Source organism: Geotoga petraea, assembly GCF_900102615.1.
GTDB classification, from domain to species: Bacteria; Thermotogota; Thermotogae; order Petrotogales; family Petrotogaceae; genus Geotoga; species Geotoga petraea.
Genome location: NZ_FMYV01000010.1, coordinates 1 through 25,872, shown reverse-complemented (window position 1 = coordinate 25,872; position 25,872 = coordinate 1). Strand labels below are relative to the sequence as shown.

The 25,872-nt window shown below is 31.4% G+C and carries 23 protein-coding genes and 1 riboswitch; of the genes, 8 read left to right on the top strand and 15 right to left on the bottom strand.

Annotated features, from left to right (window positions below):
* Positions 1–6: 6 nt before the first annotated feature.
* On the bottom strand, positions 7–1,917 hold the full coding sequence (locus BLS00_RS09665) for a bifunctional 2',3'-cyclic-nucleotide 2'-phosphodiesterase/3'-nucleotidase (protein WP_091405433.1): 1,911 nt from the start codon (positions 1,915–1,917) through the stop codon (positions 7–9).
* Positions 1,918–2,171: 254 nt separating this feature from the next.
* Here BLS00_RS09665 and BLS00_RS10655 point away from each other — a divergent pair, with 254 nt between their 5' ends.
* Positions 2,172–2,339: a hypothetical protein gene (locus tag BLS00_RS10655; RefSeq protein WP_091405431.1), complete on the top strand. Its 168-nt coding sequence runs from the start codon at positions 2,172–2,174 to the stop codon at positions 2,337–2,339.
* Positions 2,340–2,353: 14 nt separating this feature from the next.
* Here the strand turns inward: BLS00_RS10655 and BLS00_RS09655 are convergent, their stop codons facing one another.
* The 13 genes from BLS00_RS09655 to BLS00_RS09590 form a co-directional block, all read right to left on the bottom strand.
* Positions 2,354–2,833: a GNAT family N-acetyltransferase gene (locus tag BLS00_RS09655; protein WP_091405428.1), complete on the bottom strand. Its 480-nt coding sequence runs from the start codon at positions 2,831–2,833 to the stop codon at positions 2,354–2,356.
* Complete coding sequence (locus BLS00_RS09650) at positions 2,830–3,459, bottom strand: ribonuclease H1 domain-containing protein (protein WP_091405426.1); 630 nt, start codon at positions 3,457–3,459, stop codon at positions 2,830–2,832. The genes BLS00_RS09655 and BLS00_RS09650 overlap by 4 nt, the downstream gene beginning before the upstream one ends.
* 15 nt (positions 3,460–3,474) lie before the next feature.
* Positions 3,475–4,920, bottom strand: coding sequence for an NAD(P)/FAD-dependent oxidoreductase (locus BLS00_RS09645; RefSeq protein ID WP_091405423.1), 1,446 nt, complete (start codon positions 4,918–4,920; stop codon positions 3,475–3,477).
* A gap of 14 nt (positions 4,921–4,934) precedes the next feature.
* Positions 4,935–6,383 carry a cardiolipin synthase gene (gene cls, locus BLS00_RS09640; RefSeq protein WP_091405420.1) on the bottom strand — a complete coding sequence of 483 codons (1,449 nt, stop codon included), beginning with the start codon at positions 6,381–6,383 and terminating at the stop codon, positions 4,935–4,937.
* Between the two features lie 81 nt (positions 6,384–6,464).
* Positions 6,465–8,486 (bottom strand): prolyl oligopeptidase family serine peptidase, encoded by a 2,022-nt coding sequence (locus BLS00_RS09635; protein WP_218119813.1) that lies wholly within the window; start codon positions 8,484–8,486, stop codon positions 6,465–6,467.
* A gap of 504 nt (positions 8,487–8,990) precedes the next feature.
* Entirely contained in the window at positions 8,991–9,536 is a 546-nt protein-coding gene (gene purN / locus BLS00_RS09625; protein ID WP_244885752.1) for a phosphoribosylglycinamide formyltransferase, read from the bottom strand.
* Complete coding sequence (purM, locus tag BLS00_RS09620) at positions 9,533–10,492, bottom strand: phosphoribosylformylglycinamidine cyclo-ligase (protein ID WP_091405415.1); 960 nt, start codon at positions 10,490–10,492, stop codon at positions 9,533–9,535. The genes purN and purM overlap by 4 nt, the downstream gene beginning before the upstream one ends.
* Positions 10,493–10,494: 2 nt before the next feature.
* Entirely contained in the window at positions 10,495–11,865 is a 1,371-nt protein-coding gene (purF, locus tag BLS00_RS09615) for an amidophosphoribosyltransferase (RefSeq protein WP_091405412.1), read from the bottom strand.
* A 2-nt stretch (positions 11,866–11,867) separates the two neighbouring features.
* Positions 11,868–14,042, bottom strand: coding sequence for a phosphoribosylformylglycinamidine synthase subunit PurL (purL, locus tag BLS00_RS09610; RefSeq protein ID WP_167849041.1), 2,175 nt, complete (start codon positions 14,040–14,042; stop codon positions 11,868–11,870).
* Positions 14,035–14,700 (bottom strand): phosphoribosylformylglycinamidine synthase subunit PurQ, encoded by a 666-nt coding sequence (gene purQ / locus BLS00_RS09605; protein WP_091405494.1) that lies wholly within the window; start codon positions 14,698–14,700, stop codon positions 14,035–14,037. The genes purL and purQ overlap by 8 nt, the downstream gene beginning before the upstream one ends.
* Positions 14,701–14,708: 8 nt before the next feature.
* Entirely contained in the window at positions 14,709–14,972 is a 264-nt protein-coding gene (purS, locus tag BLS00_RS09600) for a phosphoribosylformylglycinamidine synthase subunit PurS (protein ID WP_091405410.1), read from the bottom strand.
* A complete protein-coding gene (gene purC, locus BLS00_RS09595; RefSeq protein ID WP_091405407.1) occupies positions 14,969–15,676 on the bottom strand; it encodes a phosphoribosylaminoimidazolesuccinocarboxamide synthase in 708 nt (235 codons plus the stop codon). Before purC ends, purS begins: the two co-directional genes overlap by 4 nt.
* Entirely contained in the window at positions 15,676–16,080 is a 405-nt protein-coding gene (locus tag BLS00_RS09590; RefSeq protein WP_091405405.1) for a 5-(carboxyamino)imidazole ribonucleotide mutase, read from the bottom strand. The genes purC and BLS00_RS09590 overlap by 1 nt, the downstream gene beginning before the upstream one ends.
* A gap of 126 nt (positions 16,081–16,206) precedes the next feature.
* Positions 16,207–16,308: riboswitch (purine riboswitch) on the bottom strand.
* Between the two features lie 145 nt (positions 16,309–16,453).
* Here BLS00_RS09590 and BLS00_RS09585 point away from each other — a divergent pair.
* The 5 genes from BLS00_RS09585 to lnt are packed head-to-tail and all read left to right on the top strand — an operon-like array spanning position 16,454 to position 22,847.
* Positions 16,454–16,756 carry a hypothetical protein gene (locus BLS00_RS09585; protein ID WP_091405402.1) on the top strand — a complete coding sequence of 101 codons (303 nt, stop codon included), beginning with the start codon at positions 16,454–16,456 and terminating at the stop codon, positions 16,754–16,756.
* Between the two features lie 52 nt (positions 16,757–16,808).
* Complete coding sequence (locus BLS00_RS09580) at positions 16,809–17,813, top strand: ROK family protein (RefSeq protein WP_091405399.1); 1,005 nt, start codon at positions 16,809–16,811, stop codon at positions 17,811–17,813.
* Between the two features lie 16 nt (positions 17,814–17,829).
* A complete protein-coding gene (locus BLS00_RS09575; protein ID WP_091405395.1) occupies positions 17,830–18,498 on the top strand; it encodes an ABC transporter ATP-binding protein in 669 nt (222 codons plus the stop codon).
* Entirely contained in the window at positions 18,498–21,359 is a 2,862-nt protein-coding gene (locus BLS00_RS09570; RefSeq protein WP_091405392.1) for an ABC transporter permease, read from the top strand. The genes BLS00_RS09575 and BLS00_RS09570 overlap by 1 nt, the downstream gene beginning before the upstream one ends.
* 12 nt (positions 21,360–21,371) lie before the next feature.
* Positions 21,372–22,847, top strand: coding sequence for an apolipoprotein N-acyltransferase (gene lnt, locus BLS00_RS09565; RefSeq protein ID WP_091405390.1), 1,476 nt, complete (start codon positions 21,372–21,374; stop codon positions 22,845–22,847).
* A gap of 130 nt (positions 22,848–22,977) precedes the next feature.
* Here the strand turns inward: lnt and BLS00_RS09560 are convergent, their stop codons facing one another.
* Entirely contained in the window at positions 22,978–23,964 is a 987-nt protein-coding gene (locus tag BLS00_RS09560) for a 2-hydroxyacid dehydrogenase (protein WP_167849042.1), read from the bottom strand.
* Positions 23,965–24,107: 143 nt separating this feature from the next.
* Here BLS00_RS09560 and BLS00_RS09555 point away from each other — a divergent pair, with 143 nt between their 5' ends.
* Complete coding sequence (locus BLS00_RS09555; RefSeq protein ID WP_091405384.1) at positions 24,108–25,487, top strand: MATE family efflux transporter; 1,380 nt, start codon at positions 24,108–24,110, stop codon at positions 25,485–25,487.
* Between the two features lie 133 nt (positions 25,488–25,620).
* Positions 25,621–25,872: transposase (locus BLS00_RS10860; protein WP_176759792.1), on the top strand; the 252-nt coding region annotated here is incomplete at its 3' end.

The window sequence follows — 25,872 nt, the reverse complement described above, 5'->3', positions numbered from 1 at the left end:
TATGTTTTATTTTACAGCTTCCATTTGGTTTTCTAATGAGTAATCTTCTAAATCGTCTAATTCAACTTCTATAATTCCCCAACCATCAGAATTAATCATATCAAAATCTAATCCGTCTATATCCTTTTCTGATAAATATTCTTTTGCGTCAGGAGAAGTTCTGAAGATTAAATTTCCTCTTGTATTTAGAGGTTTTAAATACCAGTTGTATGTAGGAACTGGGTTAACGACTCCTTGCTTTTGAATATATTCTATGATAACTTCTCTATTTATTTCTGTAGTTTCAAGAATTATATTTTCAGCGATATGAGGGAATCCTCCACCACCGCTTCCTCTATAATTATTAGTAACGATTATGAATTCCATATCTTTTGTTAATGGTTTTCCATTATAAGTAGCTTCTACTACTCTTTCGCCAACAGGTTTTGAAATGTCATAAACATATTCAATACCTTCAATAACATCGAAGTTATATGCTCTGAAATCGTAGTTCACTATATGTTGAACTTGGTTAGTGTTGAGGTCAATTTGATTGAAATTTTTTCCAGCATTTTCTAACCAATCAATGATTTGTTCTCCATTTAATTTACCAACATATATAGTATTAGGATAAATGTATATATCTGTTACAGAACCTATAGTTATATCTTTTTTAACTGAGGTGAAGTATCCAGGTCCTTCTCTACCAGCTATAAATGGAGCAGCAGCACTTAATATTGGTAAGTCTTCATATTCTGTACCTTTGAACTCTCTTTCTGCCCACCAAATTTGTGCGTTATTTATTATTTGAGTAACAGGGTTGTCCATAACTCTTGAAAGATAAGAGTTTATTTCAATTTTTGTTTCACCAATTGGAGTTCTGACATATTCTATTGTTTTTTCGTGTTTATCTTTTACTATTTTTTCTATTAATGGATGTGATTCCACTGATTCATCAACAGCAGTTAGCATGGATTTGCTATTTTCCACTTTCCATTCTCCTGTGTCCCAATTGTAAGATAAATCAAGTTCAATTGTACCTAAATGAGATCCCCATGAACCTGGCATTACAGCTGGAACTCCATTAATAGTCCCCTTTTCATTGTCTATACCTTCAATACCTTCAAATCCACCGGGGAATACCTCATGTTGATGGCCCAATACCATAGCATCAATACCATCTATTTGAGATAAATAATAAGCAGCATTCTCTCTTGCGTCATAAGAATCGATAGATTCTGTTGATATCCCTGTATGGGCGTTTGCTATTATAAGATCTACTTTGTCTTCAAGATAAGGAATAAAAGCTTTGGCTTGTTCTACTATTTCTTCTGTATATAAAACTCCTTCAAGATGTCTTCTTCCCCAAGAAGTTATCTGTGGTGGAGTAAAACCTATAATAGCTATTTTAATTGGTATTCCATCAATAGATTTTTCAACGATAACATATGGTTCAACAAAATATTCTTTTGGAGCATAAACCTTTTTTATATTTGCTGAAATCCATGGGAATGTAGAATTGTTTTTAGCTCTTTCAAAAAATTCTATTCCGAAGTCTGTTGTTTCATGGTTACCAATTGTAATTGCATCAAAATCCATTTCGTTTAAAGCTTTGATTACAGATTGAAATTCAAATCCTTTTAAAGGCTCCACTTCTGCTTCAAAGTCTCCAACCAAACTTCCTTGGATTATATCCCCTGTACTCAATAATAAAGAGTTATTGTAGGTTTTTCTTGCATCTTCTATCAATGTATAAAGTTTTGATATTCCAATTTCTTCATCTGGTTGATCCCCCATATAGTCATATGGCATAATGTACTGATGTAAATCAGTAGTTCCAAAAATAGCAAGTTTGTGATTTGAAATATTTGCAGCAAAAACTAAACTTGTTATCAGAAGAATACCGATAAAAACAGTCAAAAGTTTCTTTCTGAACATAATTTTTCCCCCTTTATTTTTTATTAAACCTTAAGAAAAGGTTTAGCTTAGGACAACTATTATACCAAAAAGATTTTGTTGTTGAAAATGTCGATATATGTAGCTGATTAGTTATGCTTACAATAAAAAGGGATTATATATAAATATCTTTATCAATCGCAGATAATAATTAGTTAAACTTTATTGTTAAAAACATTACTTTAGTATGGTATTTAACTTTATGTTTAAGTTATAATTTATACGGAGGTGAGATCATGAAAGGAATAAAATTATGTTTGTTGGGATTGGGAATAATTTTAATAGGGGGTTTTATATTGGTTGATGATAATAGTAATTTAGGGGGATATGGAGAAACTTTAATATTTTTAATAGGTTTATTTACAATAAGCATGGGAGTGAGACACGAAGAAAAAAATAGCTGAGTTTTTAAACTCGGCTATTTCAAGTTATATAAGAAAACACTTTCATTGTCGTAAACTATTTTTCCAGTATCTTTAAATCCTAAACTGGTATATAGGTTAATAGCTCTTTCGTTATTTGGATTTGTACTAAGCCAAAGTTGTTTTTCTTCTGGATATTCTTCTAAAACATTTTCTATGACTTTTTTAACAGTAGCTCTTCCATATCCTTTTCCTTGAAACGGGATATCGATAGATAATCTCCAAATCCATATTTGATTGTTTTGGTCTGGTTCAGGGCCGTACATAACAAAACCAACCAGTTCATTTTTTTCGTTATATATTGCTCTTGGTTTTGCTTTTGGAAATAAATAAGCTTGTGCAATAGAAAGAACATTTGGTGAAACATATTCTTGTTTTTGCATTTTGACTATTTTGGAAAAGTTTTCTTCGTTTATTTCTTTCAATAATATCATTTTTATCATCCCTTTGTTTGAATTATTTATATTTTCTGTCATAGCTTAATAGTATCAATTGCGAGATTTTCAATTTTATTTTCTTGTAGAGATTTTTTGGCGAGGTTATCTGCTATGTCGTTTTTTTCATCTCCAGAATGAGCCTCAACTTTAAAAAAATCTATTTCTAATTTATCTTTTATAGAATCATAAAGTTGTTTGTATAGTTTTGTTAGTTCTTTGTTGGTTTTCCACTCACCAATTGCCCATTTTTCTATTCCAGCATAATCATAGAATAAGTTCAATTTTTTAATATTTTTATCTATGCAATATTTCATTATCCAGATAGCTGCCATGAGTTCGCCGGCGACATTTCTGCTTTTGATGAATCTTTCATCATTCCCCTTGAAATAATAGAAATATTCTTGGTCATTTTTTACAAAGTATATTCCAGAACCGTATTCTTTGTTTTCGTGGTTATAGGAACCGTCAATATAGGCTGTTAAACCATCTTTTAATGAGATGTTTTTCTCATTTTTTATATTATTGAGGTAATTTTCTGCTTCTTTTTTAGTTTTAAAACTCTTGTATTCTGCCTCTTTGAATCCTTTAACTTGTTTCTCACAATCAGACCAATTGTTATATATTCCAGGATTTCTACCCTTTCTCACTGCATAATATTTTGCCACTTTTTTCACCCCAATTTATTTTAATTCGTGGAACTTTTTGAACCTTTCAAAATCGCCAGCAGAACCATCGCTTTTTGTTATCTTATCTTTTGGAATGTTGTTCTCTCTGGCAATTAATTCTTTTACTCTTGGTCCACAAAAATTCCCTTGACAATAACCCATTCCGGCTCTTGTTCTTCTTTTTACTCCATCTAAAGTTGATATGAAGATATTTCTGTTTAAAGCGTCTACAATTTCCCCTTCTGTAACTTGCTCACATCTGCATATTATCTTTTCTGGAGATGAGTCAATAAAGAGTCTTTTTTTTACTTCGTCATTACTCAAATTCTTTTTTATGATTATTGGCTTTCTCTGGGGGTCAAAGTTTTTATTTTTAGTCAATTTTATTTTATTTTTGATTAGGTCCTTAACTTTTTTTGCAATTGCTGGTGAAGAAGTCAGGCCTGGAGATTCAATTCCCCCAACATTTATAAAATTCTCCACGTTGCTTTCTTCTATTATAAAATCACCGGTATCAGGAGTTGCCCTTAATCCAGAAAAAGACCTAATCATCTTGTTATCTAAAATATCTGGGACAGATTTTTTAGCGGTATCCACAATGTATTTCAACGATTCAATGTCTGTTCCTTTGTCTTCTCTACTGAAGATTTCTTGTGAATCTGGGCCAATCATCAAGTTTCCGTGGTATGTTGAAGTTACCAAAACGCCTTTTCCTTTTTTTGTTGGCAACTGAAAAACCACGTTTTTAACCTTTTTACCAGAATTTTTTTCAAATATTATATATTGCCCTTTTCTTGGCTGTATTTTGAAGTTGTCTGCATTAACCATTTTAGCAATTTTATCTGAATTCACCCCAGCACAGTTAACAACTATTTTTGATTGAAAAGAATCTTTGTCGGTTTCGACGATAAAAAAATCTCCGTCTTTTTTTATATTTTGAACATCGTTTTCTAAAAATAATTCGACTCCATTTTTTATTGCATTTTCAGCGAGGGCTATCGTCAATTCATAAGGAGAGCATACCCCCACTTCGGGATCATATAGTGCGTATTTTGTTTCTGGATTTATTTTTGGTTCTATTTTTTGAATTTCTTCACCTTTTAATATTTTCAAAGAATCAGGGTCAGAACCATTTTTTATTCCATTATTTCTTAACTCTTTTATGGGCTCTAAATCTTCTTTTTCAAATCCAAGGACCAAAGCACCAGTTTTTCTATACCCAAAGTTCAGTTCTTTTTCCAGTTTAGGAAAGTATTCTCTACCTTCAGAACACATTTTTGCTTTTAGTGTTCCATGTTTTGCAGCATATTTACCGTGAACAATCCCACTATTTGCTTTTGAAGCACCGTTGCTCACATCTTTTGTTTTTTCCAATAATGCTATTTTTAAATTGTACTTGCTCAATTCTCTTGCTATTGAAGCGCCAATTATACCTGCTCCTATTATTAAAACATCATACATTGTATATCCCCCAATCACATTATGTTAGAGAAAATTCTTGCCAAGGATTCTTTGTATTTTGTGAAGAGACTTCTTCTTTCAAAATAATACTTTGTTAGGATTTCGCTTTTCTCAACTTTTTTGATAAAGTCATTTTCAATATTTTGGGTGATCTTTTCGTCGTATATTACGGCGTTTAATTCGTAATTCAATAGATAACTTCTTACATCCATGTTTGCGGAGCCTACTGAACATATTTCACCATCAATTGTTATAGATTTTGAATGTAGAAAAACATTTTCATCGTATAAGTAAACTTTTCCACCCACATCTATTATTTCTTCTAAATATGTCATAGAAGCCCATCTGACTACTTTATGGTCTATTTTTTTTGGCATTAGAATCGAAACATCGACACCTGAAAAAATCGCTATTTTCAAGGCAGATAAAATTTGATCAGTCGGAATAAAATAGGGCGTTGTGATGTATACATTTTTTTTGGCTATGCTGATCATTTTCATAATACCTTCCATTATTGCCGGGTTATCTGAATCTGGACCGCTTTTTATAAGCTGCATTTTTAAATCTTGCAAGTTTTCCAAATGTTCGGGAAAATATCTTTGTAGATTCTGTAATTCAAAAAATTTATCTTTCATGATTTCTTTAATTCTGTTAAAATCATCCAAAAAAGTCGCTTGAAGTCCGTAAACAAAGTCACCTGTAATGCGAAGGTGAGTGTCTTGCCATTCCCCAAATTCTTTTGATTCAATATACTCATCACCTATATTGAAACCACCAGTATAGCCAATCTCTCCATCTATAACTATTATTTTTCTGTGATTTCTGTAGTTAATCATCGTGTTTATCACTCTTAAAATTGGTGCAAATACGTAGCTGTAAAAAACGAAATCTATTCCATTTTTTCTCATTTTTTTGATCGTTTTTCTTTTCAATTCAACCGAACCCATTTTATCAGCGATTATTTTAACGTCTATTCCCTGTTTTGATTTTTCTATTAGTTTGTTTATTATTTTTTCGCCTATGACATCGTCTCTAAAAATATAGTATTCAAGATGAATATGATTTTTTGCTTTATCTATATCTTTCAAAATATTTTCAAATAGTTGTTTACCTTTATAGTAGATTTTAATTTCATTTTTTCCGTATAAAGGAGAATAACTGTTGTTTGAAAAAAGACTTGTTAGAGGTTTATATTTATCAAGTTCCAAGTTTGTGTTGTATATGTTGAATAATTCTTTTGTTAAGTCGTCAGTTTGAATGTTCAACCTATTCTTCTCTCTTTTCCAGTTTCTCCCAAAAAGAAGGTACAACGTTAAACCCACAAGTGGAAAAACTATAAAAATAACTATCCAAATCATAGTTTTTTCAGGCCTTTTTCTTTCCATTATGAGAATAGATGTCGAAAAAACTATATATAGTAGATACCAAATTGCACTCCAATCAGTAAAAAGAAAAAATATCATCTAAGTCACTCCTATAATAGTTGTTTATTCAATTATACCATTAAAAAAAGGACGATTAATTAATCGCCCTTTTTGAAAATATCATATTTCTTCTCCCATTTCAAAAAACATAAAAGAATACAAATCTGTTTTTTCTTCAATAGTTTTTTCGAGTGATCTTCCTGCACCGTGTCCAGATTTTGTGTTTATTCTAATAAGTATTGGATTACTTCCTTTATATTTTTCTTGCAAAGTAGCTGTGTATTTAAAAGAATGTGCTGGAACCACTCTATCATCATGATCTGCTGTTATAACCATGGTAGATGGGTAATCTTTTTCTTCACTTATGTTGTGTAGAGGCGAGTATCTATACAAGTTTTCAAATTCTTCTTTGTTGTTATCACTGCTACCATACTCTACTTTCCAGGCCCAACCTATTGTGAAATGTTGGAATCTAAGCATATCCATAACACCGACACTTGGAAAAGCTACTTTGAAAAGATCAGGTCTTTGATTCATGACAGCACCAATCAACAATCCTCCATTTGACCTCCCCTCTATTGCAAGCTTTTCTTTTGAAGTATAGCCTTTATCTATTAGATATTCTGCGGCTGAGATAAAGTCATCGAAAACATTTTGCTTGTTGTCCATCATTCCGCCTCTATGCCATTTTTCTCCATACTCTCCACCACCACGGATATTAGCCATTGCAAATATTCCGTTGTTTTCTAATAGCCATATTTTGAATGGATCAAAAAAAGGAGGCAAAGATATATTGAACCCACCATAAGCGTATAAAAGAGTTGGGTTATCGCCGTTTAATTTTAATCCTTTTTTCTTTATTATGAACATTGGGATTTCTGTTCCATCTTTACTTTTATAGAAAATTTGTTCTGTTGAAAAGTCTTCTGGATTTATTTGTGATTCAGATTGTTTTAATTTTTTCAGTTTTTTGTTTTTGGTGTCAAAACTGAATATTGAAACTGGATAAGTGAAAGAGGTGAAATGAAAAGTGAGTTCTTCGGATTCTTCATCTCCTTGAAGGTGATAGGCCAGCCCTTTGTCAGGAAGAATTACTTCTTCAACTTTTTCACCGTTGTAGTCAAAAATAACAACTTTTGATTTAACATCTTCAATATATTTAACGACTATATGATTTTTAATAACTCTGGCTTCATCAAATTTTATGGTTTCTTGAATCAAATCACTTTTTTCCATGGTTTTTGGGTCGACTTGAATTATTTTGTTCATGGGGGCTTCTTCATTTGTCATGAACAAGACTCTATCCCCTATATCTCCAATATAATCGTATTCAAAATCAAAACCTTTGAAAAGTAATTTAACTTCAGAATTTTCTTTTAAATCTTTTATGAAAACTTCTTTTCCAGAAGTACCTTCTGTTGTTTCGATGAACATGTATTTTTCGTTATGAGTTACATTGCCAAAAACAAATCTTTCTGGATTTATTTCATCTTCATAAATCATCATATCTTCTTCTTGTTTCGTACCAAGAATATGGTAATAAACTTTCAAATTTTTATTTTTTTCAGACAAAGTTTCTGCGCTGTGATCAAATCCAGAATAAAAAAATCCATTCTTAAACCAAGAAACATTCGTCATCTTTATTTTTTTCAATTCATCATCCAACATTTTTTTGTTTTCAATATCCATAACTTTAATCTTTTGCCAATCTGAACCTGATTCTGAGATATTAAAAGTAATGTATTTATTATCCTTTGAAAAACTACTTATAGTTACAGAAACTGTTCCATCATCTGATAATTCATTTGGATCAAAAAACAATTCTTCATTACCTTCTAAGCCTTTTTGAAAATATATTTTTGGTTGATTTTCTCCAGCTTCGTTTTTATAGAAAAATAGGTAATCTCCAGCTAAAAAACTATCTCCGTAAGTAGTCGCTGAATTTAGCTCTTTTAGTCTTTTTTTTATTTTATTTCTAAATGGAATTTTTTTCAGGTAATCAAAAGTCAATTTATTCTCTTCTTCAATCCATTTTTTTAAGTCTTCGGAATCCTCATTTTCCATCCACCTATAAGGATCTTCAACTTCATAACCAAAATAATCATCTACTTGGTCAACCTTTTTTGCCTTTGGGTATTTCACTAAGAATCACTCCTTTATATTGTTGTTGGTTGGAGGTTGTTGGTTAAGTGCATTTTTAAAAACTCTAAAACACCCCTGTGCTGCGCACGTCCCCTCTAACAACCATTTTAGAGGGGATCTAATTTTCTTCGAAAATTGATTGATGGGTTGTCTCCATGCACTTCGTTTAGTAGACATGACATACACAAAAGTTTTCAACAATGTATTAAACAATGAAGAAATATAAAAAAGAAAAGTATTGGAGTTTTTATATTTCTTCATTGTCTTTATCCAAGTACCTAAACTCCCCACCAATAAAGTGGTCCACTCCTCTGATATATTCAGAGGAGATTTTAACAACTAACAACCAACATCCAATAACAAAAATTGTGAAACAATTTTTACATATTCATATTCTACTATTGTTTATATATTTTTTCAAAATAAAAAGCACACTTGATTTTTCAAGTGTGCTCAATTGATTTTATCATTCACTCCAACAGGCGTTAGGCGTAAAATGCTGAGTTACAGGCCAAGCAGCTTTTTTAATACACAGGGGTAAATTTCATGTTCTATTTCATGGATTTTTTCCTCGAGTTTTTCTAATGAAATACCTTTATCGATTTTTAAAGATTTTTGTTCTATTATTTTCCCAGTGTCAATTCCATTATCAACCCAATGAACTGTCACACCAGTTATTTTTACTCCATAATTATATGCTTTTTTAATTGAATTGACACCTGGAAAAGCGGGTAAAAGAGAGGGATGAATATTAATGATTTTAAATTTATCTACTATTTTGGGAGATAGTAATTTCATATAACCAGCTAAAACAATCAATTCAGGGGTTTGTTTTTTTAGAAGGTTATACAATTTTTCATCATATTCATCCCTATAATAAGATTTGAAATCTATAATATGGGTTTTCACCTTTAATTTTTCTGCTCTTTTAATTACATAAGCATTTTTATTTTCACTAAAAAGTTCTATATCAACTTGATTTCCCAATTTTTTTACTATATTTTCAAAATTGCTTCCGTTGCCAGAAGCCATAATTACTATTTTTTTCAATATTTGATCATCACTTTTTTATCTGATTTTGTAATTTTAGATTTAAACATAACTTTTTCATCAAATTCGTTTAAAATTTCTTCTACTTTTTTAAAATTTTTCTCTGGTAAAATATAGACCATACCTATCCCCATGTTAAAAGTATTGAACATTTCTTTTATTTTTACTCCAGAGTTTGCAATATCTTCAAAAATTTTTGGCATTTCCCAGTTGAAATCTATTTCTGTTCCTAATCCTTTAGGAATAATTCTCGACAAGTTCCCTTCTATTCCGCCACCAGTTATATGAGCAGCTCCGTGGATATAATCTGTTATTTTCAGAGTTTGTTTTACGTATAATTTTGTTGGTTCTATTATTTTTGGATTGTACTCTATTAATCCTTCATCCAATAATTTTCTAACCAACGAATAACCATTGCTGTGAATTCCGGAAGAAGATATTCCTATGGCAATGTCGTTTTCTTCTACATTTTGGAATTTTAAAATTTTATTTTCTTCAACTATTCCAACCACAAATCCACCAACATCTACAGAAGATTTGTTGAATAATCCAGGTAGTTCGGCGGTTTCCCCTCCGAGTAACTCGCAATCAATATCTTCTAAGATTTTTGATAAAGATTTTATAAAAATATTCGCCTGCTCTTTTTTTAGTTTTCCAGTAGCGTAGTAGTCCATAAAAAACAAAGGTTTTGCTCCCATGCAAACTAAATCGTTGACATTCATAGCTATTAGATCTTGTGCTGCGATATCCATTCGATTTTCTTTTTCTAAAAGAATCATTTTAGTCCCAACGCCATCGGTCGAAGAAACAAGAACAGGTTTTTCATAATCTTTTAAATATTTGTATATTGGGAATAGTCCCCCGTATAATCCTATATTTTGTCCTATATATGATTTGATTTCATTAACCATTTCATCTGCTTCTTTTATATTTACGCCACTTTCAGAATAATTCATGCTTATTCCTCCAAATTATTTTTTATAAAACAATGTAAACAATAATTTTCATGATCAAAGTTCAGTATTTTTCTTACGCCTTTTAAAGATAGATATCCCAAAGAATCAGCGTTTATGTGTTTTTCAATTTGTTTGACATTCTTTTGACTGGCTATTAATTCTTTTTTATCTGGAATATTTACTCCCCAACTACATGTTGAGACTACTGCAGGAGAAGATATTCTAACATGAACTTCTCTGGCTCTATACTGCCTTAGCAAATCTACTATTTCTGTCATTGTAGTTCCCCTAACTATTGAGTCATCCACCAAAATTATCCTTTTGTTTTTTATCACTTCGTATATTGGGGTTAGCTTTCTTTTTACGCCTATTTTTCTTTCTGTTTGTTCTGGGTGTATGAAAGTTCTCCCAATATATCTGTTCCTGATCAACCCCATTTCAACAGGGATTCCAGACATTTTTGAATATCCCATAGCTGCAGAAAGTCCAGATTCCATAACAGGAACTACAATGTCTGCATCAACAGGATTTTCTATCGCACATTGTTCTCCCATTCTTTCTCTCATTTGGTGAGCATTTCTTCCGAAAACATTTGAATCAGGTCTTGAAAAATACACATGTTCGAAAAAACAATGACTGTATTTTTGCGTTTCATACTGTACATTTTTAACACCTTTTTCAGTAATTTCGATTGCTTCTCCAGGTTTTACGTCTCTTATCTTTTTCATGTTTGGAGATAAAAATCTTAAACCACAATCTTCTGAAGAAAAATAATATCCGTGTTCGTCTTCATAAAAAGAAAGAGGTCTGTATCCTTTTTTATCTCTTATTGCTATCATTCTGTTTTTAAACATTATGATTAGTGAGTATGATGGGCCAATATTTTCGAATATTATTTTTGAAATTTCTTCTAACGTCCACTTATCTGGAGATTTTCTTAATTTAGAAACCAACAAGTGCAAAACAATTTCTGTATCGGAGTCCGTCAAAAAAATGATCCCTTTTTTCTCCAGTTCGTTTTTCAGTTTTTCTGAATTTTCTATCTGACCGTTATGGGCTATTGAGAAAGATGAATTAGCGTAATTTGCTGTAAATGGTTGTGCACCAGTGATATCGGGAGTACCTTTTGTAGAATACCTTACATGCCCTATAGATATTTTCCCTTTCATATTTGAAAGGGTTTTTTTATTGAAAATAGCTCCAACTGTTCCAAGTTCTTTAAAGCTCTCTATTTTTTCGCCTTTTGTATAAGAAACTCCTGCTGCTTCTTGACCTCTGTGTTGCAAAGCCATAAGCCCTTCAACAACGTATGAAGGAGCTATATTACCTTCTTTTAAATAAGTTCCAAAAACTCCACATTCCTCCATCAACATAGTTAATCCTCCATAGCATTTGGAATAGAATCATAATAATATTTTTTCATCTCTTCCATATCCACTTTTCCAAAACCACAATCAAAACCATATTCTTCTGGAAGAACTCTACCAATTTTTTTGTATTCCATTTTCATTTTTGACATAGTTTGCAAAAATACTTCTTTATTTTCACTTGGAACTGTGACTATAAATCTCGATTGATTCTCGCCAAAGAATTCTTCGTTGTTTTCACCAACTAAACCTTTAAACCCTTTTTGACCTTTTATAGCCATTTCAGCAAGGGCAATTGCTATTCCACCTTTTGAAACATCATGTACGGCATTAGCAATGTTTTCTTCTATTATTTTCAATATTGATTTATGAAGCCCGAGTTCGAAAAGAGTTCTAACTTTGTCTACTTCTCCACCGATAAAATCTCCAGCTATTTCTTGGTACAAACTTCCACCTAAGTAATCTCTGTTTATAGTTGTTTTTCCAACGAGGTAAACTAAATCTGATGGAAATTTGAAATCCATAGTCATTATATTGTTTATATTTTTTACTTCCCCAACCATACCAATGACAGGTGTGGGGTAAATCGCAGAATCTCCTGATTCATTGTAAAAACTAACATTCCCTCCAGTTACTGGAGTTTCCAGTTCTCTACAAGCAGAAGATATACCTTTTATAGACTGTTCAAATTGCCAAACCACTTCTAATTGTTCTGGATTTCCAAAATTCATGTTATCTGTGACCCCTTTCGGGGTAGCTCCAACAGATACAAGGTTTCTTGCGGCTTCAAAAACAATATTTCTACTACCTTCGTAGGGGTTTAAGAACGTCATAGGGCCATTTCCATCTATGGTCATGGCTATTCCTTTATCGCTACCTTTAATCCATATTACAGAAGCGTCTGCATTCCCTGGAGTTATAACGGTGCTATTTCCAACTTTGTAATCATATTGTTTGTAAACCCATTCTTTTGAAGCTATGTTTGGATGTTTTAAAAGTTCTGAGAATATCATTTTAGGGTGTTTGGTTATATTTGGATTTTTTCTTGCTCTGTGAACATAGAAATAGTTAGGGGTTTCTGCTTTTATGACTAAATTTGGAGCGTTTACCAAATGTTCAAGAGACAAATTACAGAGTTCTTCTCGATTAAAATATGCTTTCATGTTTCTTTCATAAGTAGTTTTTCCGATTACGGACATTTCTAAAAAATATTTATCTGCAATTTTTTTAATCTGTTTTTCAGTTCCAGGTTCTATAAGAAAAAGCATCCTTTCTTGTGATTCAGAAAGCATCATTTCCCAGGGTTTCATATTTTCTTCTCTAATTGGGACCTGGTCTAAATATAATTCAAAACCAAGGTTACCTTTGTAAGCCATTTCTGATGAAGAACTTAATAATCCTGCTGCCCCCATATCTTGGCTTGCCAAAACACCTGGTATTTTTAAAACTTCTAATGTTGCTTCAATTAGATTTTTTTCAGAAAATGGATCCCCAACCTGTACAGATGGCCTGTCATCTTTCCCGGATAATTCTTTTGATGCAAAAGAAGCACCGTGGATTCCGTCTCTTCCAGTTTTAGCACCAAAATAAACAAAGTATTTGTTGTGTTCTTTTGCTTTTGAGTAAGTTAATTCTGATTCTTTAGCTATTCCTACACACATTACGTTAACCAGAGGATTTGTGGAATATGTTTTGTTGAAGTAAGTTTCTCCAGCTACCGTTGGAACACCTATAGAGTTTCCATATCCACTAATCCCGTGGACAACACCTTCGAAAATATTTTTAGATATTGGGTCTTTGAGATCACCAAATCTCAAAGAATCTAAAAGAGCTATAGGCCTTGCCCCCATAGCCAGAACATCTCTAACTATACCACCAATCCCCGTTGCAGCCCCTTGATAAGGTTCTACTGCACTTGGGTGATTATGGCTTTCGACTTTAAAAACGATTGCGTTTTCATCGATTTTTATATATCCAGCGTTTTCATCTTCTATATTAACTGGTAATTTTTTTAGTAAACTCTTTGAATGTTTATAACCACAGTGTTCAGACCATTGTGCTGAAAAAAGATATGTTTCGAACTCATTTGGTTCTCTGCCTAATTTATCTTTGATCAAATTGAATTCTTCTTCGGATAATCCTAATGCAATAGCCAGTTCTGTTGTGCCTATTGTCTTATTCATTTTCTAAAAACCTCCTAATAGAAAGTAAGATAGAAGCTCCATCTCCATTTCCCAGAAGTTTGACAGCATTTCTCTCTGGATGAGGCATCATACCGAGGACATTTTTCTTATCGTTCATTATTCCAGCAATATTTTTATATGAACCGTTTGGATTATCTTTGTATTCAAATACAATTTGATCATTATTTTTAAGTTCTTTGTAATCTTTTTCTTCTATTTTGAAATTTCCGTCCATATGGGCAATTGGTATTTCCAAAGTTTCTTTTTCTATATACTTTGTGAATGGAGATTTTCTATTTTTTATTTCAACATCAACATCATCACAAATGAATTTCATCTTTTCATTTTGCGAAAGAGCACCTTTTAATATTCCTGATTCTGTAAGTATCTGAAATCCATTACAAACACCAAGCACAAGACCTCTTTCGTTTTCAATGAATTTTTCAACATTTTTCATAACTGGAGAAAACTTTGCCAATGCCCCAGCTCTTAAATAATCTCCATAAGAAAACCCACCAGGCAAAAATAAAAAATCATAATCTAAAACCTTTTCAAAATCATGCCAAATATAATCGTAATCAAAACCTATTTTTTCAAGTGCAAATCCCGCGTCTCTATCGCAATTAGACCCTGGGAAAACAATTACACCAGCTTTTATTTTAGGCATTAATTTTCACCTTCTGGTTTGATTATATTTAACTCGTAAGTTTCTAACACAGGGTTTGTAAGAACCCCGTGTGCTATTTGTTCAGCAATTTTTCTTGCACTATTTTCATCTTTTGATTCAAGACTAAATTTTATATCTTTTCCAAAATTTATCGAATTTATGTTATACCCCATTCTTTTTAAAACTTTTTCTGTAGCCATCCCTTGTGTATCCAAAATACCTTTTTTTAAAGATATTTTCACCTCAAAGTCGAATTTATTCATAGACCCAGCCTCCTTGTTAGAGAGCTGTAAGTGTCTACCAAGTTGCCTTTTGATTCTCTATATACATCTTTATCTAAAGATTCTTTTGTTTTAGAATCCCAAAATCTACATGTGTCCGGGGATATTTCATCAGCGAGAATTATTTTTCCATTCTTAATACCAAATTCCAATTTATAGTCGACTAAAATTATGTTTTTTTCTAAAAAATAATTATTCAAAATTTTGTTAATTTTGAGGGCTTGATCTTTAAGATAATTAATGGTTTTTTCATCAGTTAGCTTTATTGCCAAAGCTGCATCTTTTGAAATCATTGGATCGCCAAGAGTGTCATCTTTTAAAGAAAATTCAACTAAAGGAAATTCAAGTTTCATACCTTTTTCAACACCGTATCTTCTACAAAAGCTCCCTGCGGCATAGTTTCTAACTATAACTTCTAAAGGAATTATGTCTACTTTTTCTGCTATAAATGAATTTTCATCAACATCCTCAACAAAATGAGTTTCTATGCCTTTTTCTTCGAGCATTTTAAAAAAGTAAACTGAAAATTTCTTGTTTATATTACCTTTTCCCTTCATGTTGTCTTTCATTTCTCCATTATTAGCAGTTACGTCGTCTTTGTAGTATATTAGCGTTTTATCTTCATCATATTCGTATAATTTTTTAGCTTTTCCTTCGTACATGAATTTTAAATCTGATAAATTCATTATTTCCCCTCCTTCAAAAGTCTCTTTGTGAAGTATGCAGCGTTTTTCATTCCGTGGTTTCCAATTCCCATAGTAGCAACGGGGACTCCTTTGGGCATTTGAACCATTGAAAGAAGTGCATCTACGCCTTTTAAAGGGCCGACATCGTTTGGGACACCAATAACCGGGAGAGAAGAAAGAGAAGCGATAACTCCAGGTAAGGCGGCGGCCAAACCCGCAACAGCTATTATTACTTTGTAATCATCATCTAAATTTTTGATGTAAACTGTTAATTTTTCAAGGTCTCTGTGTGCACTCATAACTTCAAAGTTATAATCGATATTCCATTCATCGAAAAGATCCAGTGCTTGTTTTACAAAAGTTTCGTCGGATTTACTACCAGCAACAACAAGTACTTTGGCCATGTAAAAACCTCCTAAAAATAGAATTAACCCCACCTCTCGATAGGAAGAGAGGTGGGGTAATTATAATCATTATTTACATAGCCATTGTAAAAAATCAAATTATAACAGTCGTTTAGACTGCTTTAATAACCCGCACCCCCTTCCTATAGTCAAACAATTTACGGTTGTTTGGTAGAGACTCTCGGACCATATTTCCGAAGTTATATAGGAAAGGGTTACTTATTAAATTTTTTCATTACACTTTGATTCTAACATACTAAAAATTTTTATTTCTTAATTAATTGATACATAGATATTAATTTATTTTTAATATAAATAATATTATAATTTAAAAGTGATACAATTTTATTAATATAATTACGAGGTGAAAAAAATGTATTTTGAAGATTTAGATAACATAGAAGATATTGACGAATTGATGAAAAAAATGAATGAAGAAGAAATTTGCCCTGAATGTTTACAATGTGGATATTGTTGTAAGCAAAACCCCTGTTATTATGGTCAATGGAATTATGAGAAGAATCGATGTGAATATCTTACAGAAGACAACAAATGTTCAAAACACGATGAAATAGTTGAATATGAAGAAAAATTAGGCTCAGAAATAAGGCTTTTTGAGACTGGATGTTGTTTAAACCACATGAATCCAGATAGGCTAAAAAAATTGGGTAAATAACTTATGGTAAAATAGTTTTGTAAGACATTATTGAATAAGGGGCTATGTATAAATGGATAAGGTTAGAAATACAAAAATAGAAAATATAAAAAAATCTCTAAAATTTATCTTTTTGAACAATAAGACTACCAGAAAGGAGATATCTGAATATACTAATTTAAGCAATTCTTCAATTACGCGTGTTATAAATTATTTAATGGCTAATGATTTCATTCTTAAATCAAACAAGATAAATGAGTCCAAATATGGAAGAAAAAGTGAAATGCTCATGGTGAACAAAAATAAGCTAAGAATTTTTGTCGTAGATATTGACGTAAACACCACTATGTTTGGAGAAGGTTATTTTGATGGAACAGTTGATCTGTTAAAAACCATTCCAACTCCTGATTCTTTTGACGAATTAAACAGTATAGTAAAAAGCTATATTTCATCGTTGAATAAAGACTTTTTTTATATTTCGTATTCTATACCAGGAATTGTGGACATAGGAAGCAAAAGAATAAAAGACACTCCAAATTTAAAATGGAAAGATTTTAGCTACAATTCTCTTATTAAGAATGATGACATCATATTGGATAATGACTCGAACTTATCCATTTTAGCCGAAAAAATAAGATCAGAGGATATGAAAGATAAAAAAAACGCTATATTTATTTTGATTAAAGAAGGGATTGGTTCAGGTCTGCTTTTGAATGACGAGATATACAGGGGCTTTTCGTTTTCTGCAGGGGAAATCGGTCACAATTACATTTTTGGAGAAAAGGTAAAATTCGAACACTTTATAGATTTTGAAAGAAACTATGAAAAAACAATAGATACAATTGCGTTAAACATTTCTTATGCTATAAACCTACTTAACCTTGAAAAGGTTATAATAGGTGGGAAAATAATAAACTATCCAGCAGTTACATTTAGGGAATTAAAAAAAAGAATTCAGAAATATACTTATGTAAATAACGATAATGTAGATATAAGGGTTACGGAGTTTAATTACGTGCCAGCAAGCATGATAGGCGCATGTGTCAACGGGGTAATAAAGTATATAGACAATATATAAGTAGAGGTGAATTGATATGATTAAAGTTGAAGATTTATCTAAAATATACACAGAAAGGGCGAAAGAAGTCAGAGCTTTAGACAATGTTAATGTAGAAATGAATGAAGGTGAAATTATTTCAATACTTGGCCCTTCTGGTTCTGGAAAGTCAACATTTTTAAACTGTTTATCGGGTATTGATAGGCCCACACATGGGAAAATATTTATAGATGATTACGAGATTACCAACAAATCAGATAATGAAGTAACTGAGTTTAGGGCTAAAAATATGGGTTTTATTTTCCAATTTTTCAACCTTATACCTGTGTTAAATGTAATTGAGAACGTGAAATTACCAATGCTTATAAACGAACAAAAAGAGAAATTGGCCGAAGAAAAAGCTAAAGAATTGTTGATCAAAGTTGGACTCGAGGATAAAATGAATGTTGATGTATCGACTTTAAGTGGTGGAGAAGCCCAAAGGGTATCCATTGCAAGAGCACTGATTAACGAGCCTAAAATAGTATGGGCCGATGAGCCAACAGGTGCTTTGGATAAAAAAACAGGTAATGAGATCTTGGAATTGATAAAAAATTTGAATGAAACAAAGGGAACGTCTTTTATCATAGTTACACATGACCCAAAAGTGACTAAGTTCTCTAATTCCATATATCTAATGGAAAGCGGAAAGTTGAGGAAACAATAATGGTTGCTTATATATTTATATTCTTAGTTTTGTTGATATTCCTCTTCTTGTTGAAAGACAGGCTCATTACCAAAATATCCTTTAAAAATATTTTTAGAAAAAAAACACAAACATTTCTTATTTTACTTGGAACTATGATTGGTACGTCTTTTATAATTGGAGCAATGGGTATCAACGACACATACAACAACTTTGTCAACACAAATATAGAAAAATTTTATTATAAAATAGATGCCGTTGTAAATGTAGATGGGATAGAGCAAGATAAGGTAGATGAGGCTTTATCTAAAATAAAGCAAGATGTCGATGATGAAAATATCTTGCCTGTTTATTATAAGATGTACCCTGTTTTAAAAGAAGGACAAATTCAACAACTTAATTTTTCTGATATTACAAATGTAGCAGTGTTTGGGTTCCCTTTCGAAAAATATAAAAATAGTGAATTTTACAACGAAATATATTCAGAACCTCTTGGCCCAAATCAGGCAATCATCACACAAGATTTGGCGGATAATTTAGAGGTTAAAGTTGGTGACGTTATACAAATTCTTGATTCAGCAAATGTTGCCACGATATTGTTCCCCAACAAATACGAGATAAGGGATATAATCAATTCAAAAGGACTGTTGAACTATAGAGGTAGAAATTCAGAATCACAGCGAGGTGCAGTCATTTTAAACGAAAGAAAGGCTGCCAATCTTTTAAGGGCTACTGGTTCAAAGCCAAATCAATATTTGATAAATTTAGATGATTTTGAAAATCAAGAGCAAATTTTTGCCGAGATAGAAAGCTTAGAAGAATCTATAGATGGATTAAGTGTAGTTTTTCCAAAAAAAAGGCAGAGAGAGATGCTATCTTCTGGAGAAATTTCTGCTATATTTTTGGCCCTATCATCATTTTCTTTTTTAGCAGGTGGAATTCTCATGATAAGTATTTATTCCATGCTAATGAACCAAAGAAAAAAAGAAATGGGTGTGTTGAGGGCTATTGGTTTTAAAAAAGATAAGATAAGAAGAATGATCTTTTTTGAGGGAGTTTTTTATAATCTTTTCTCAGTTCCATTGGGGTTGATATCTGGTTATCTGTTATCCAGATTTACCTTTGAACAGATAAGTGGTTTTAGTGAATCACTATCTAATTTTGAATTGTTCTCTTATTTTCCTCAGATTAACGAATTTTTTGTGAGGCCAGAGTCTTTCATAATATCTGGAATAGCCGGCTTTTTAATACCGACAATATTTATATATTTTTACTCTTATAATGTTTCAAATATGAATATTGTAAATGCAATAAAAGGTATAAAACAAGAATCAAAATCAAGAACAAAGACATATCTGGCAGGATATTTGATTATTTCTTTATTGGTTTCCTGGCTTTTGAATTTCAATTATTCAGTTATATATTTTTTGATTAGCACATTCGCTCTTTTACTTCCTTTGATCTTTAAAAAATTGATGGACAAAAAGATTTTTATTAACATAGCTTATTTTGCAGTTTTTTTATCTACAATTTTGATTCCATCTGAAGATTATATATTCATAGGAGCGAAAAGTTTTGTTATGATAATATCCAGTGTTGTGATATTTTTGTACGATTTTGATTTCATAATACTTGGAATAAAAAAACTTCTAAATATTTTCAAGATAAATAAAGCGATAGTAAATATATCCACATCTTATCCATCAAAAAAGAAGGGCGATGTATCCTTAATAATAATTTTATATTCAATAGTTCTGTTTTTAATAGTTATTTCCACAATAATCCCGAATATTCAAAGAACACAGATGAATAGATCAAGAGACGAGCTTTTTGCTGGATTTGATGGAGCAGTAATTAATATTCCCGTTCCTTTATTATCCACAAAATCTGATAAGTCTCAAATAAAAGAAATAAAATACGTTGAGGAAGCTGCTAATTTTTATTATGTTCCTTCGACATTGGTCAATGCAGATAATGAATATTTTCCTTTGATGATAGGTTCTGACGAGTTCTTTGATGTTAACAACATAAAAGTGAAAGAAAAAATGGATTATATGAAAAACATGTCAGATCGGGAAGTTTGGCAAGAGATTAAAAACAATCCAAACTATATAGCCTTTCCCGAATCGATAAACAATTCATTGAAAGAAAAAGTAAAAGTAGGGCAAGAAATAGAAATAGGCAAATTAAATGCTACTTTTAGTATGACAGAAAGGCCAGAATTATCAGAAAACGTTGAAATGAAAATACCTTTCACTGTTGCAGCAATTATTCCAGAGGTAATAAACACCATAACAATGGGGCCAATAGTTTCAGATAATTTTGAAGGATATAGTCAATTTATACAAGGATCTTTTAACGGTCAAATATTCACGTTGCAAGAAAATTATGTTAGAAAAGAATTGGAAAATGTTTTTAAACAAAACAAATACTTTTTTGTATTAGTTGATGATCTTGTTAACTTTGGGCTCAATGCTACTGAAGGAGTTTTTTCTATAATAAATTCTTTCTTGTATTTTGGTTTAATTGTTGGAGTTGTTGGCCTTGCTATAACATTTATAAAATCTATAGATTTAAGAACCAGTGCAATAGGGATGTTGAAGGCTATTGGTTTTAATAATAAAATGGTTTTTGAAAGCTTCTTTATTGAATATTCAATAATGATTTTCTTGGCGATATTATCCGGACTTTTATCTGGAATAATAGGTTCGTACAATATATATACAGTGTTTATAGGTGAGGCTATGCCTTTTATAATACCTTGGATGAATTTGATTTATATAGCTATAGGTTTGTATGCAGTTTCAATTGCCTCAATAATCATTCCTTTGTATAATACAACAAAAATTCAGGCAGCAGAATCAATGCGTGTAGAAGACTAAGGGGGACGTACTTTGATTTATTTATTAACTTTATTGTCTGGTGTGTTAACCGGTTTGGCCATGCCAGGTAATTTATTCTCTTTTTTGATATGGGGGTCATTGATTTTCTTTTTGAAAAATTTGGACAATTCCAAGAGAACTTTGGATAGGTTTTTGCACACCTTTATATTTGCCTTCAGTATGCTTTTTACAACATTGTGGTGGCAATTGCCTGTGCTTTCCAAAAATATCCCAGATATATTGGGCTCTTATTCAAGTTTTATGGGTGTTTTAGGGTTTATAGGTGAAATTTTGTTACTTAGTTTACCTTATTTGTTGATATGGTTGTTAACCGAGATTTTTAACAGAAAATTTAGGGAAACGAGTTTCTGGAACAAGGTGTTATTTTATTCGTTTGCCTATACTTCTGCTGAAATATTAAAAGATTTTGGTGATCTTGCTTTTTCTGGAGGATCGCTTGGTTATGCTATTTGGGATCATGTTGGTTTGATTCAGCTTGCAAGCATATTTGGATATTTAGGTTTAACTTTTTTAATTGTTTTTGTAAACAGTTTTTTGGCATTTGACAAATCAAAATACTGGTTTTATAAACTGCCAATAGTTTTATCAGTTTTGTTTATTTTGAATTTTAGCATAGAAAGATTTATTCCAATAGAGAATATAGAAAAAGACCCCTTAAAAATAACCGCTGTACAAACAAATGAAAGTCAGGAAATTAAATACAACATAAATTCATGGAAGAGTTATGTTGATTTTTCCGATAAATTAAGGCAAGCAGAAAAAACAAATTCGGATCTTGTGATATTTTCTGAATCTACTTTTATGGAAGATATAACAAAAAATGAAGTATATGATGCCTTTAAAATAAATGTAAAAGATATTGGTAAGGATGTAATACTTGGGTTTCCAAAAAGCGAAGCTGGAGAATATTACAATACTGCATGGTATTTTGATGAACAAGCTAATTTGGTGGACAGCTATAACAAAATAGGTTTAACCCCTTTTGCAGAATTTTTGCCTTATGAGTTTATATTTGATAATTTTGCTTCTTTTAAACTTCTGAGATTTTATGAAAGAGGAAGCGAACCAGGAGTTTTTGACGTTAATGGAGATAAATTGGGAGTTCAAATATGTTTTGAAACATATTTTTCAGAAATATCAAATAGTCAGGTAAAAAATGGTGCTGAAGCGTTGATTTCGATTACTAATGATGGATGGTTTGGGACAAAAACTGGATTAACTCAGCATTTTACCCAAGGTATTTTTAGAGCAGTTGAAAACAGAAGAGATTTTGTACAGGTATCTAATACTGGCTTTACGGGGCATGTTGATAAGTACGGTAGAGTTGTAAAAGCAATAGCTCCTTTTCAAGAGGAAATTACAACTTTTGAAATAAACAAAAATGATGGAAAGACTATATATTTTCATATAAAAGAAATTTTAAAACTTTTGATTTTAATTGCAGCTTTGATATTTGCGATATTATAAAAAGGAAAGCGAAAGCTTTCCTTTTTTTCTACATTGTTAATTTACTATATTAGAATTTCAACTAAAAGGCCTTTGTTTTTACCAACAACTAACAACCAGTATCTAACAACAGAAATCTGCGATTTCTTTTTTAATATTTCAATTTCATATTTACCCTGTTTTTTGGTTCTCCATTTTGAATATAATTTCTAACATTATCAATGCACCAATCAACACTGTATTGAATCGCTTTTTCGTTAAATCCAGCAACGTGTGGGGAAAGGATAACATTTTCATAAAGATGTATAGGATATTTGGAAGGTAATTTGTACATTGCATCTTTAGTTGGATAATCGTACCAAACATCTATTGCAGCACCTTTTAATATATTATCTCTTATGCCTATGAACAAAGCTTCTTCATTAACAATTGGTCCCCTGCCAACATTTACTATATATTTGTTTTTAAATAAATTAATATTGTCTTTATTAATTGTGTCTCTTGTATTATTTGTTAAAGGTAAGGCTATATATACAATTTCAGCTTTTTCAATTGCTTTTTCAAAATCCGTTGTTAAAATATCAAAATTTTCAATTTTTTCGCCATTATAACTATTTTTATAACCTGTTATTTCACAATCAAAAGCTTTTAGGTATTTAGCAAGACTTTTTCCAATACTGCCTGTTCCAAGTATTGTCACTTTCTTGTCTATAATACTTTCCCAAGATTGATGAGGTTTCTCCCCAACAGAAAAACCGTGCCAAACTCCTTTTTTCATATCATTGTGAAAATGTGGGATTTTTCCAAGTAATGACATGGTCAGACTAACGGCTCTTTCTGCTACAACTTTTCCATTCCCTTTTGAATTTGCAACTATAATATCTCTTTCCAAAAGCTTTTCAGAAGGTAGAGTGTTTACCCCAGAGAAAGGTACGAAGATGATTTTTAAATTTTTTGCTATGTCTATTTCTTCTTCTGTTAAGAATCCTCCAATTAAACCATCTGCTTCTTTTAGTTTTTTTCTTTTATCTTCATCACTATCAAAAAATAGTATTTCTAAATCCTCGTTTTCATCTTTTATTTCTTTCAATTTTTTATCCCAGTATTCTGTTTTCATGTGATCAAATAGTAATTTCATAAAACACCTCCAATTGATTATCATTTTAATTATAACAAATTTAGTTAGGTATTAAAAGTAATTAAATTTTAATTAGCCATATTTACAAAATAAAATCTTATGTTATAATAGTTAGGGAAACTAATCAAAAAAGAGGTGATTAAATGCCTAAAGAAAGAAGAATTTCTGAGAAAGTCAATGTTTTCGAAGTCCCTATTACAAAGGGACTATTCATGTTAGCTTGGCCGATTATATTAACAAATTTGCTACAAACTATATACAACATAACCGATGCATATTTTTTGGGAAAATTAGGGCCAAAGGAATTTTCGGTTCCCACTATAGTTTTTCCAATAGTTTTTGTCTTCATTTCTCTTGCTTCAGGCTTTTCGCATGCTGGTTCATCTATGGTTGCACAATATACTGGCATGGGAGAAAAACATAATGCCGAAAAATCAGCAGCTCAAACTATTATAACTGTGTTTTTTATTTCTGCAATTATAATGGTTGTTGGTTTGATATTATCTGATTCTATGGTTTCAATAATGCAAGTAGAACCAGATATACATGAATTGGCGGTATTTTACTTAAGAGTTATCCTCCTCGGTTTGCCGTTTTTATTTTCTATGGAACTAATAGCAGGTATATTTAGAGGATGGGGAAATTCTGTAATAGCTCTTCAATTGATGTTTTTTGCCGTTGTTACCAACATTATTTTAGACCCTATTTTTATATTTGTTATAGATTGGGGGGTAATTGGTGCTGCGGCAGCTACAATTATCTCAAGAGGAACTTTTGCGGGTGTTTTTGCTTATATTTTATTTTCTGGAAAGTTGGGGTTCAAAGTTCATTTGAAAGATTTTAAACCAGATTTCAGATTTATAAAAAAAGTATTATCTATTGGACTTCCTGCTTCTTTAGGGCAAGCTGTTACGGCTTTTGGCTTTACCATTATCACAAGTGTTATTTCTCAATTTGGGCCAGTTGTAATTAGTGGTTATGGAGTTGGAAATAGAATAAACTCAATGGTTGTTATGTTTGCTACGGGTATGTCTTTGGCAACTGGTGCGATGGTGGCACAGTTCGTTGGTGCTGATCACAAAGAGAAAGCTGTAGAAACAGTTAGAAAAGCAGGAATAATAACTTTTAGCACAATTTTGGGCATTTCAGTATTGCTATTTTTCTATGGGCAATACATAACTCAATTCTTTATAAATGATCCAGAAGTAATAGAGGTTGGAGTCACATTCTTTAAATTGGTTTCGTTTTCACTACCGTTTTTTTCTTTGATGGATATATTTATGGGTACATTGAGAGGCACAGGTCATACTATACAATCAACTATCGTAGATATGGTTAGGCTTTGGGGAATAAGAGTTCCTTTGATATTGATTATGTCAGAGACTTGGGGATTCAGAGGCGTATTTTATGCTATGATTATTAGTAATATTTCAGCGATGCTCTTATCATTCTTGTTCATAAAATTTGGTAATTGGAAAGATAGGGTAGTAGAAGATTATGATAAAAGTCTTGAAGAAATATAAAAAAAAGAAGAGCTAAAGCTCTTCTTTTTTTAATGTCTCGGGTTATTTCCAACGAGAGTATAAGAAATTTTGTGTAAAATAAAAAAACACCGAATTTGGTAGTAAAATAAAACCAAAGGAGGTGTTTTTTAAAATGAAAGAAGAAACAAGGAAAAGAAGAGAAAAAAGAGCATTTTTCAAAGAATTGATCAAAAAAGAAGGATTAAAAACAATACCAGATGTAACCAGATTTCTAAAAGAGATATCAGGAACGATATTAGAAGAAATGTTAGAAGCTGAATTAGATGAAGAACTAGGATACGAAAAATACGATAGAACAGAAGAAAAAGATAACTACCGAAATGGATATACAAGTAAAAAAGTGAAAGGAACTCTCGGAGAAATG

Excerpts from the sequence above, each read along its gene's own strand:
- BLS00_RS09665 (WP_091405433.1), bottom strand. The coding sequence starts at position 1,917 with ATGTTCAGAAAGAAACTTTTGACTGTTTTTATCGGTATTCTTCTGATA.
- BLS00_RS10655 (WP_091405431.1), top strand. The coding sequence starts at position 2,172 with ATGAAAGGAATAAAATTATGTTTGTTGGGATTGGGAATAATTTTAATA.
- BLS00_RS09655 (WP_091405428.1), bottom strand. The coding sequence starts at position 2,833 with ATGACAGAAAATATAAATAATTCAAACAAAGGGATGATAAAAATGATA.
- BLS00_RS09645 (WP_091405423.1), bottom strand. The coding sequence starts at position 4,920 with ATGTATGATGTTTTAATAATAGGAGCAGGTATAATTGGCGCTTCAATA.
- cls (WP_091405420.1), bottom strand. The coding sequence starts at position 6,383 with ATGATATTTTTTCTTTTTACTGATTGGAGTGCAATTTGGTATCTACTA.
- purM (WP_091405415.1), bottom strand. The coding sequence starts at position 10,492 with ATGAATTATTCTGAAAGTGGCGTAAATATAAAAGAAGCAGATGAAATG.
- purF (WP_091405412.1), bottom strand. The coding sequence starts at position 11,865 with ATGTTGATGGAGGAATGTGGAGTTTTTGGAACTTATTTAAAAGAAGGT.
- purL (WP_167849041.1), bottom strand. The coding sequence starts at position 14,042 with ATGAATAAGACAATAGGCACAACAGAACTGGCTATTGCATTAGGATTA.
- purS (WP_091405410.1), bottom strand. The coding sequence starts at position 14,972 with ATGAATAAATTCGACTTTGAGGTGAAAATATCTTTAAAAAAAGGTATT.
- purC (WP_091405407.1), bottom strand. The coding sequence starts at position 15,676 with ATGAATTTATCAGATTTAAAATTCATGTACGAAGGAAAAGCTAAAAAA.
- BLS00_RS09590 (WP_091405405.1), bottom strand. The coding sequence starts at position 16,080 with ATGGCCAAAGTACTTGTTGTTGCTGGTAGTAAATCCGACGAAACTTTT.
- BLS00_RS09585 (WP_091405402.1), top strand. The coding sequence starts at position 16,454 with ATGTATTTTGAAGATTTAGATAACATAGAAGATATTGACGAATTGATG.
- BLS00_RS09580 (WP_091405399.1), top strand. The coding sequence starts at position 16,809 with ATGGATAAGGTTAGAAATACAAAAATAGAAAATATAAAAAAATCTCTA.
- BLS00_RS09575 (WP_091405395.1), top strand. The coding sequence starts at position 17,830 with ATGATTAAAGTTGAAGATTTATCTAAAATATACACAGAAAGGGCGAAA.
- BLS00_RS09570 (WP_091405392.1), top strand. The coding sequence starts at position 18,498 with ATGGTTGCTTATATATTTATATTCTTAGTTTTGTTGATATTCCTCTTC.
- BLS00_RS09560 (WP_167849042.1), bottom strand. The coding sequence starts at position 23,964 with ATGAAATTACTATTTGATCACATGAAAACAGAATACTGGGATAAAAAA.
- BLS00_RS09555 (WP_091405384.1), top strand. The coding sequence starts at position 24,108 with ATGCCTAAAGAAAGAAGAATTTCTGAGAAAGTCAATGTTTTCGAAGTC.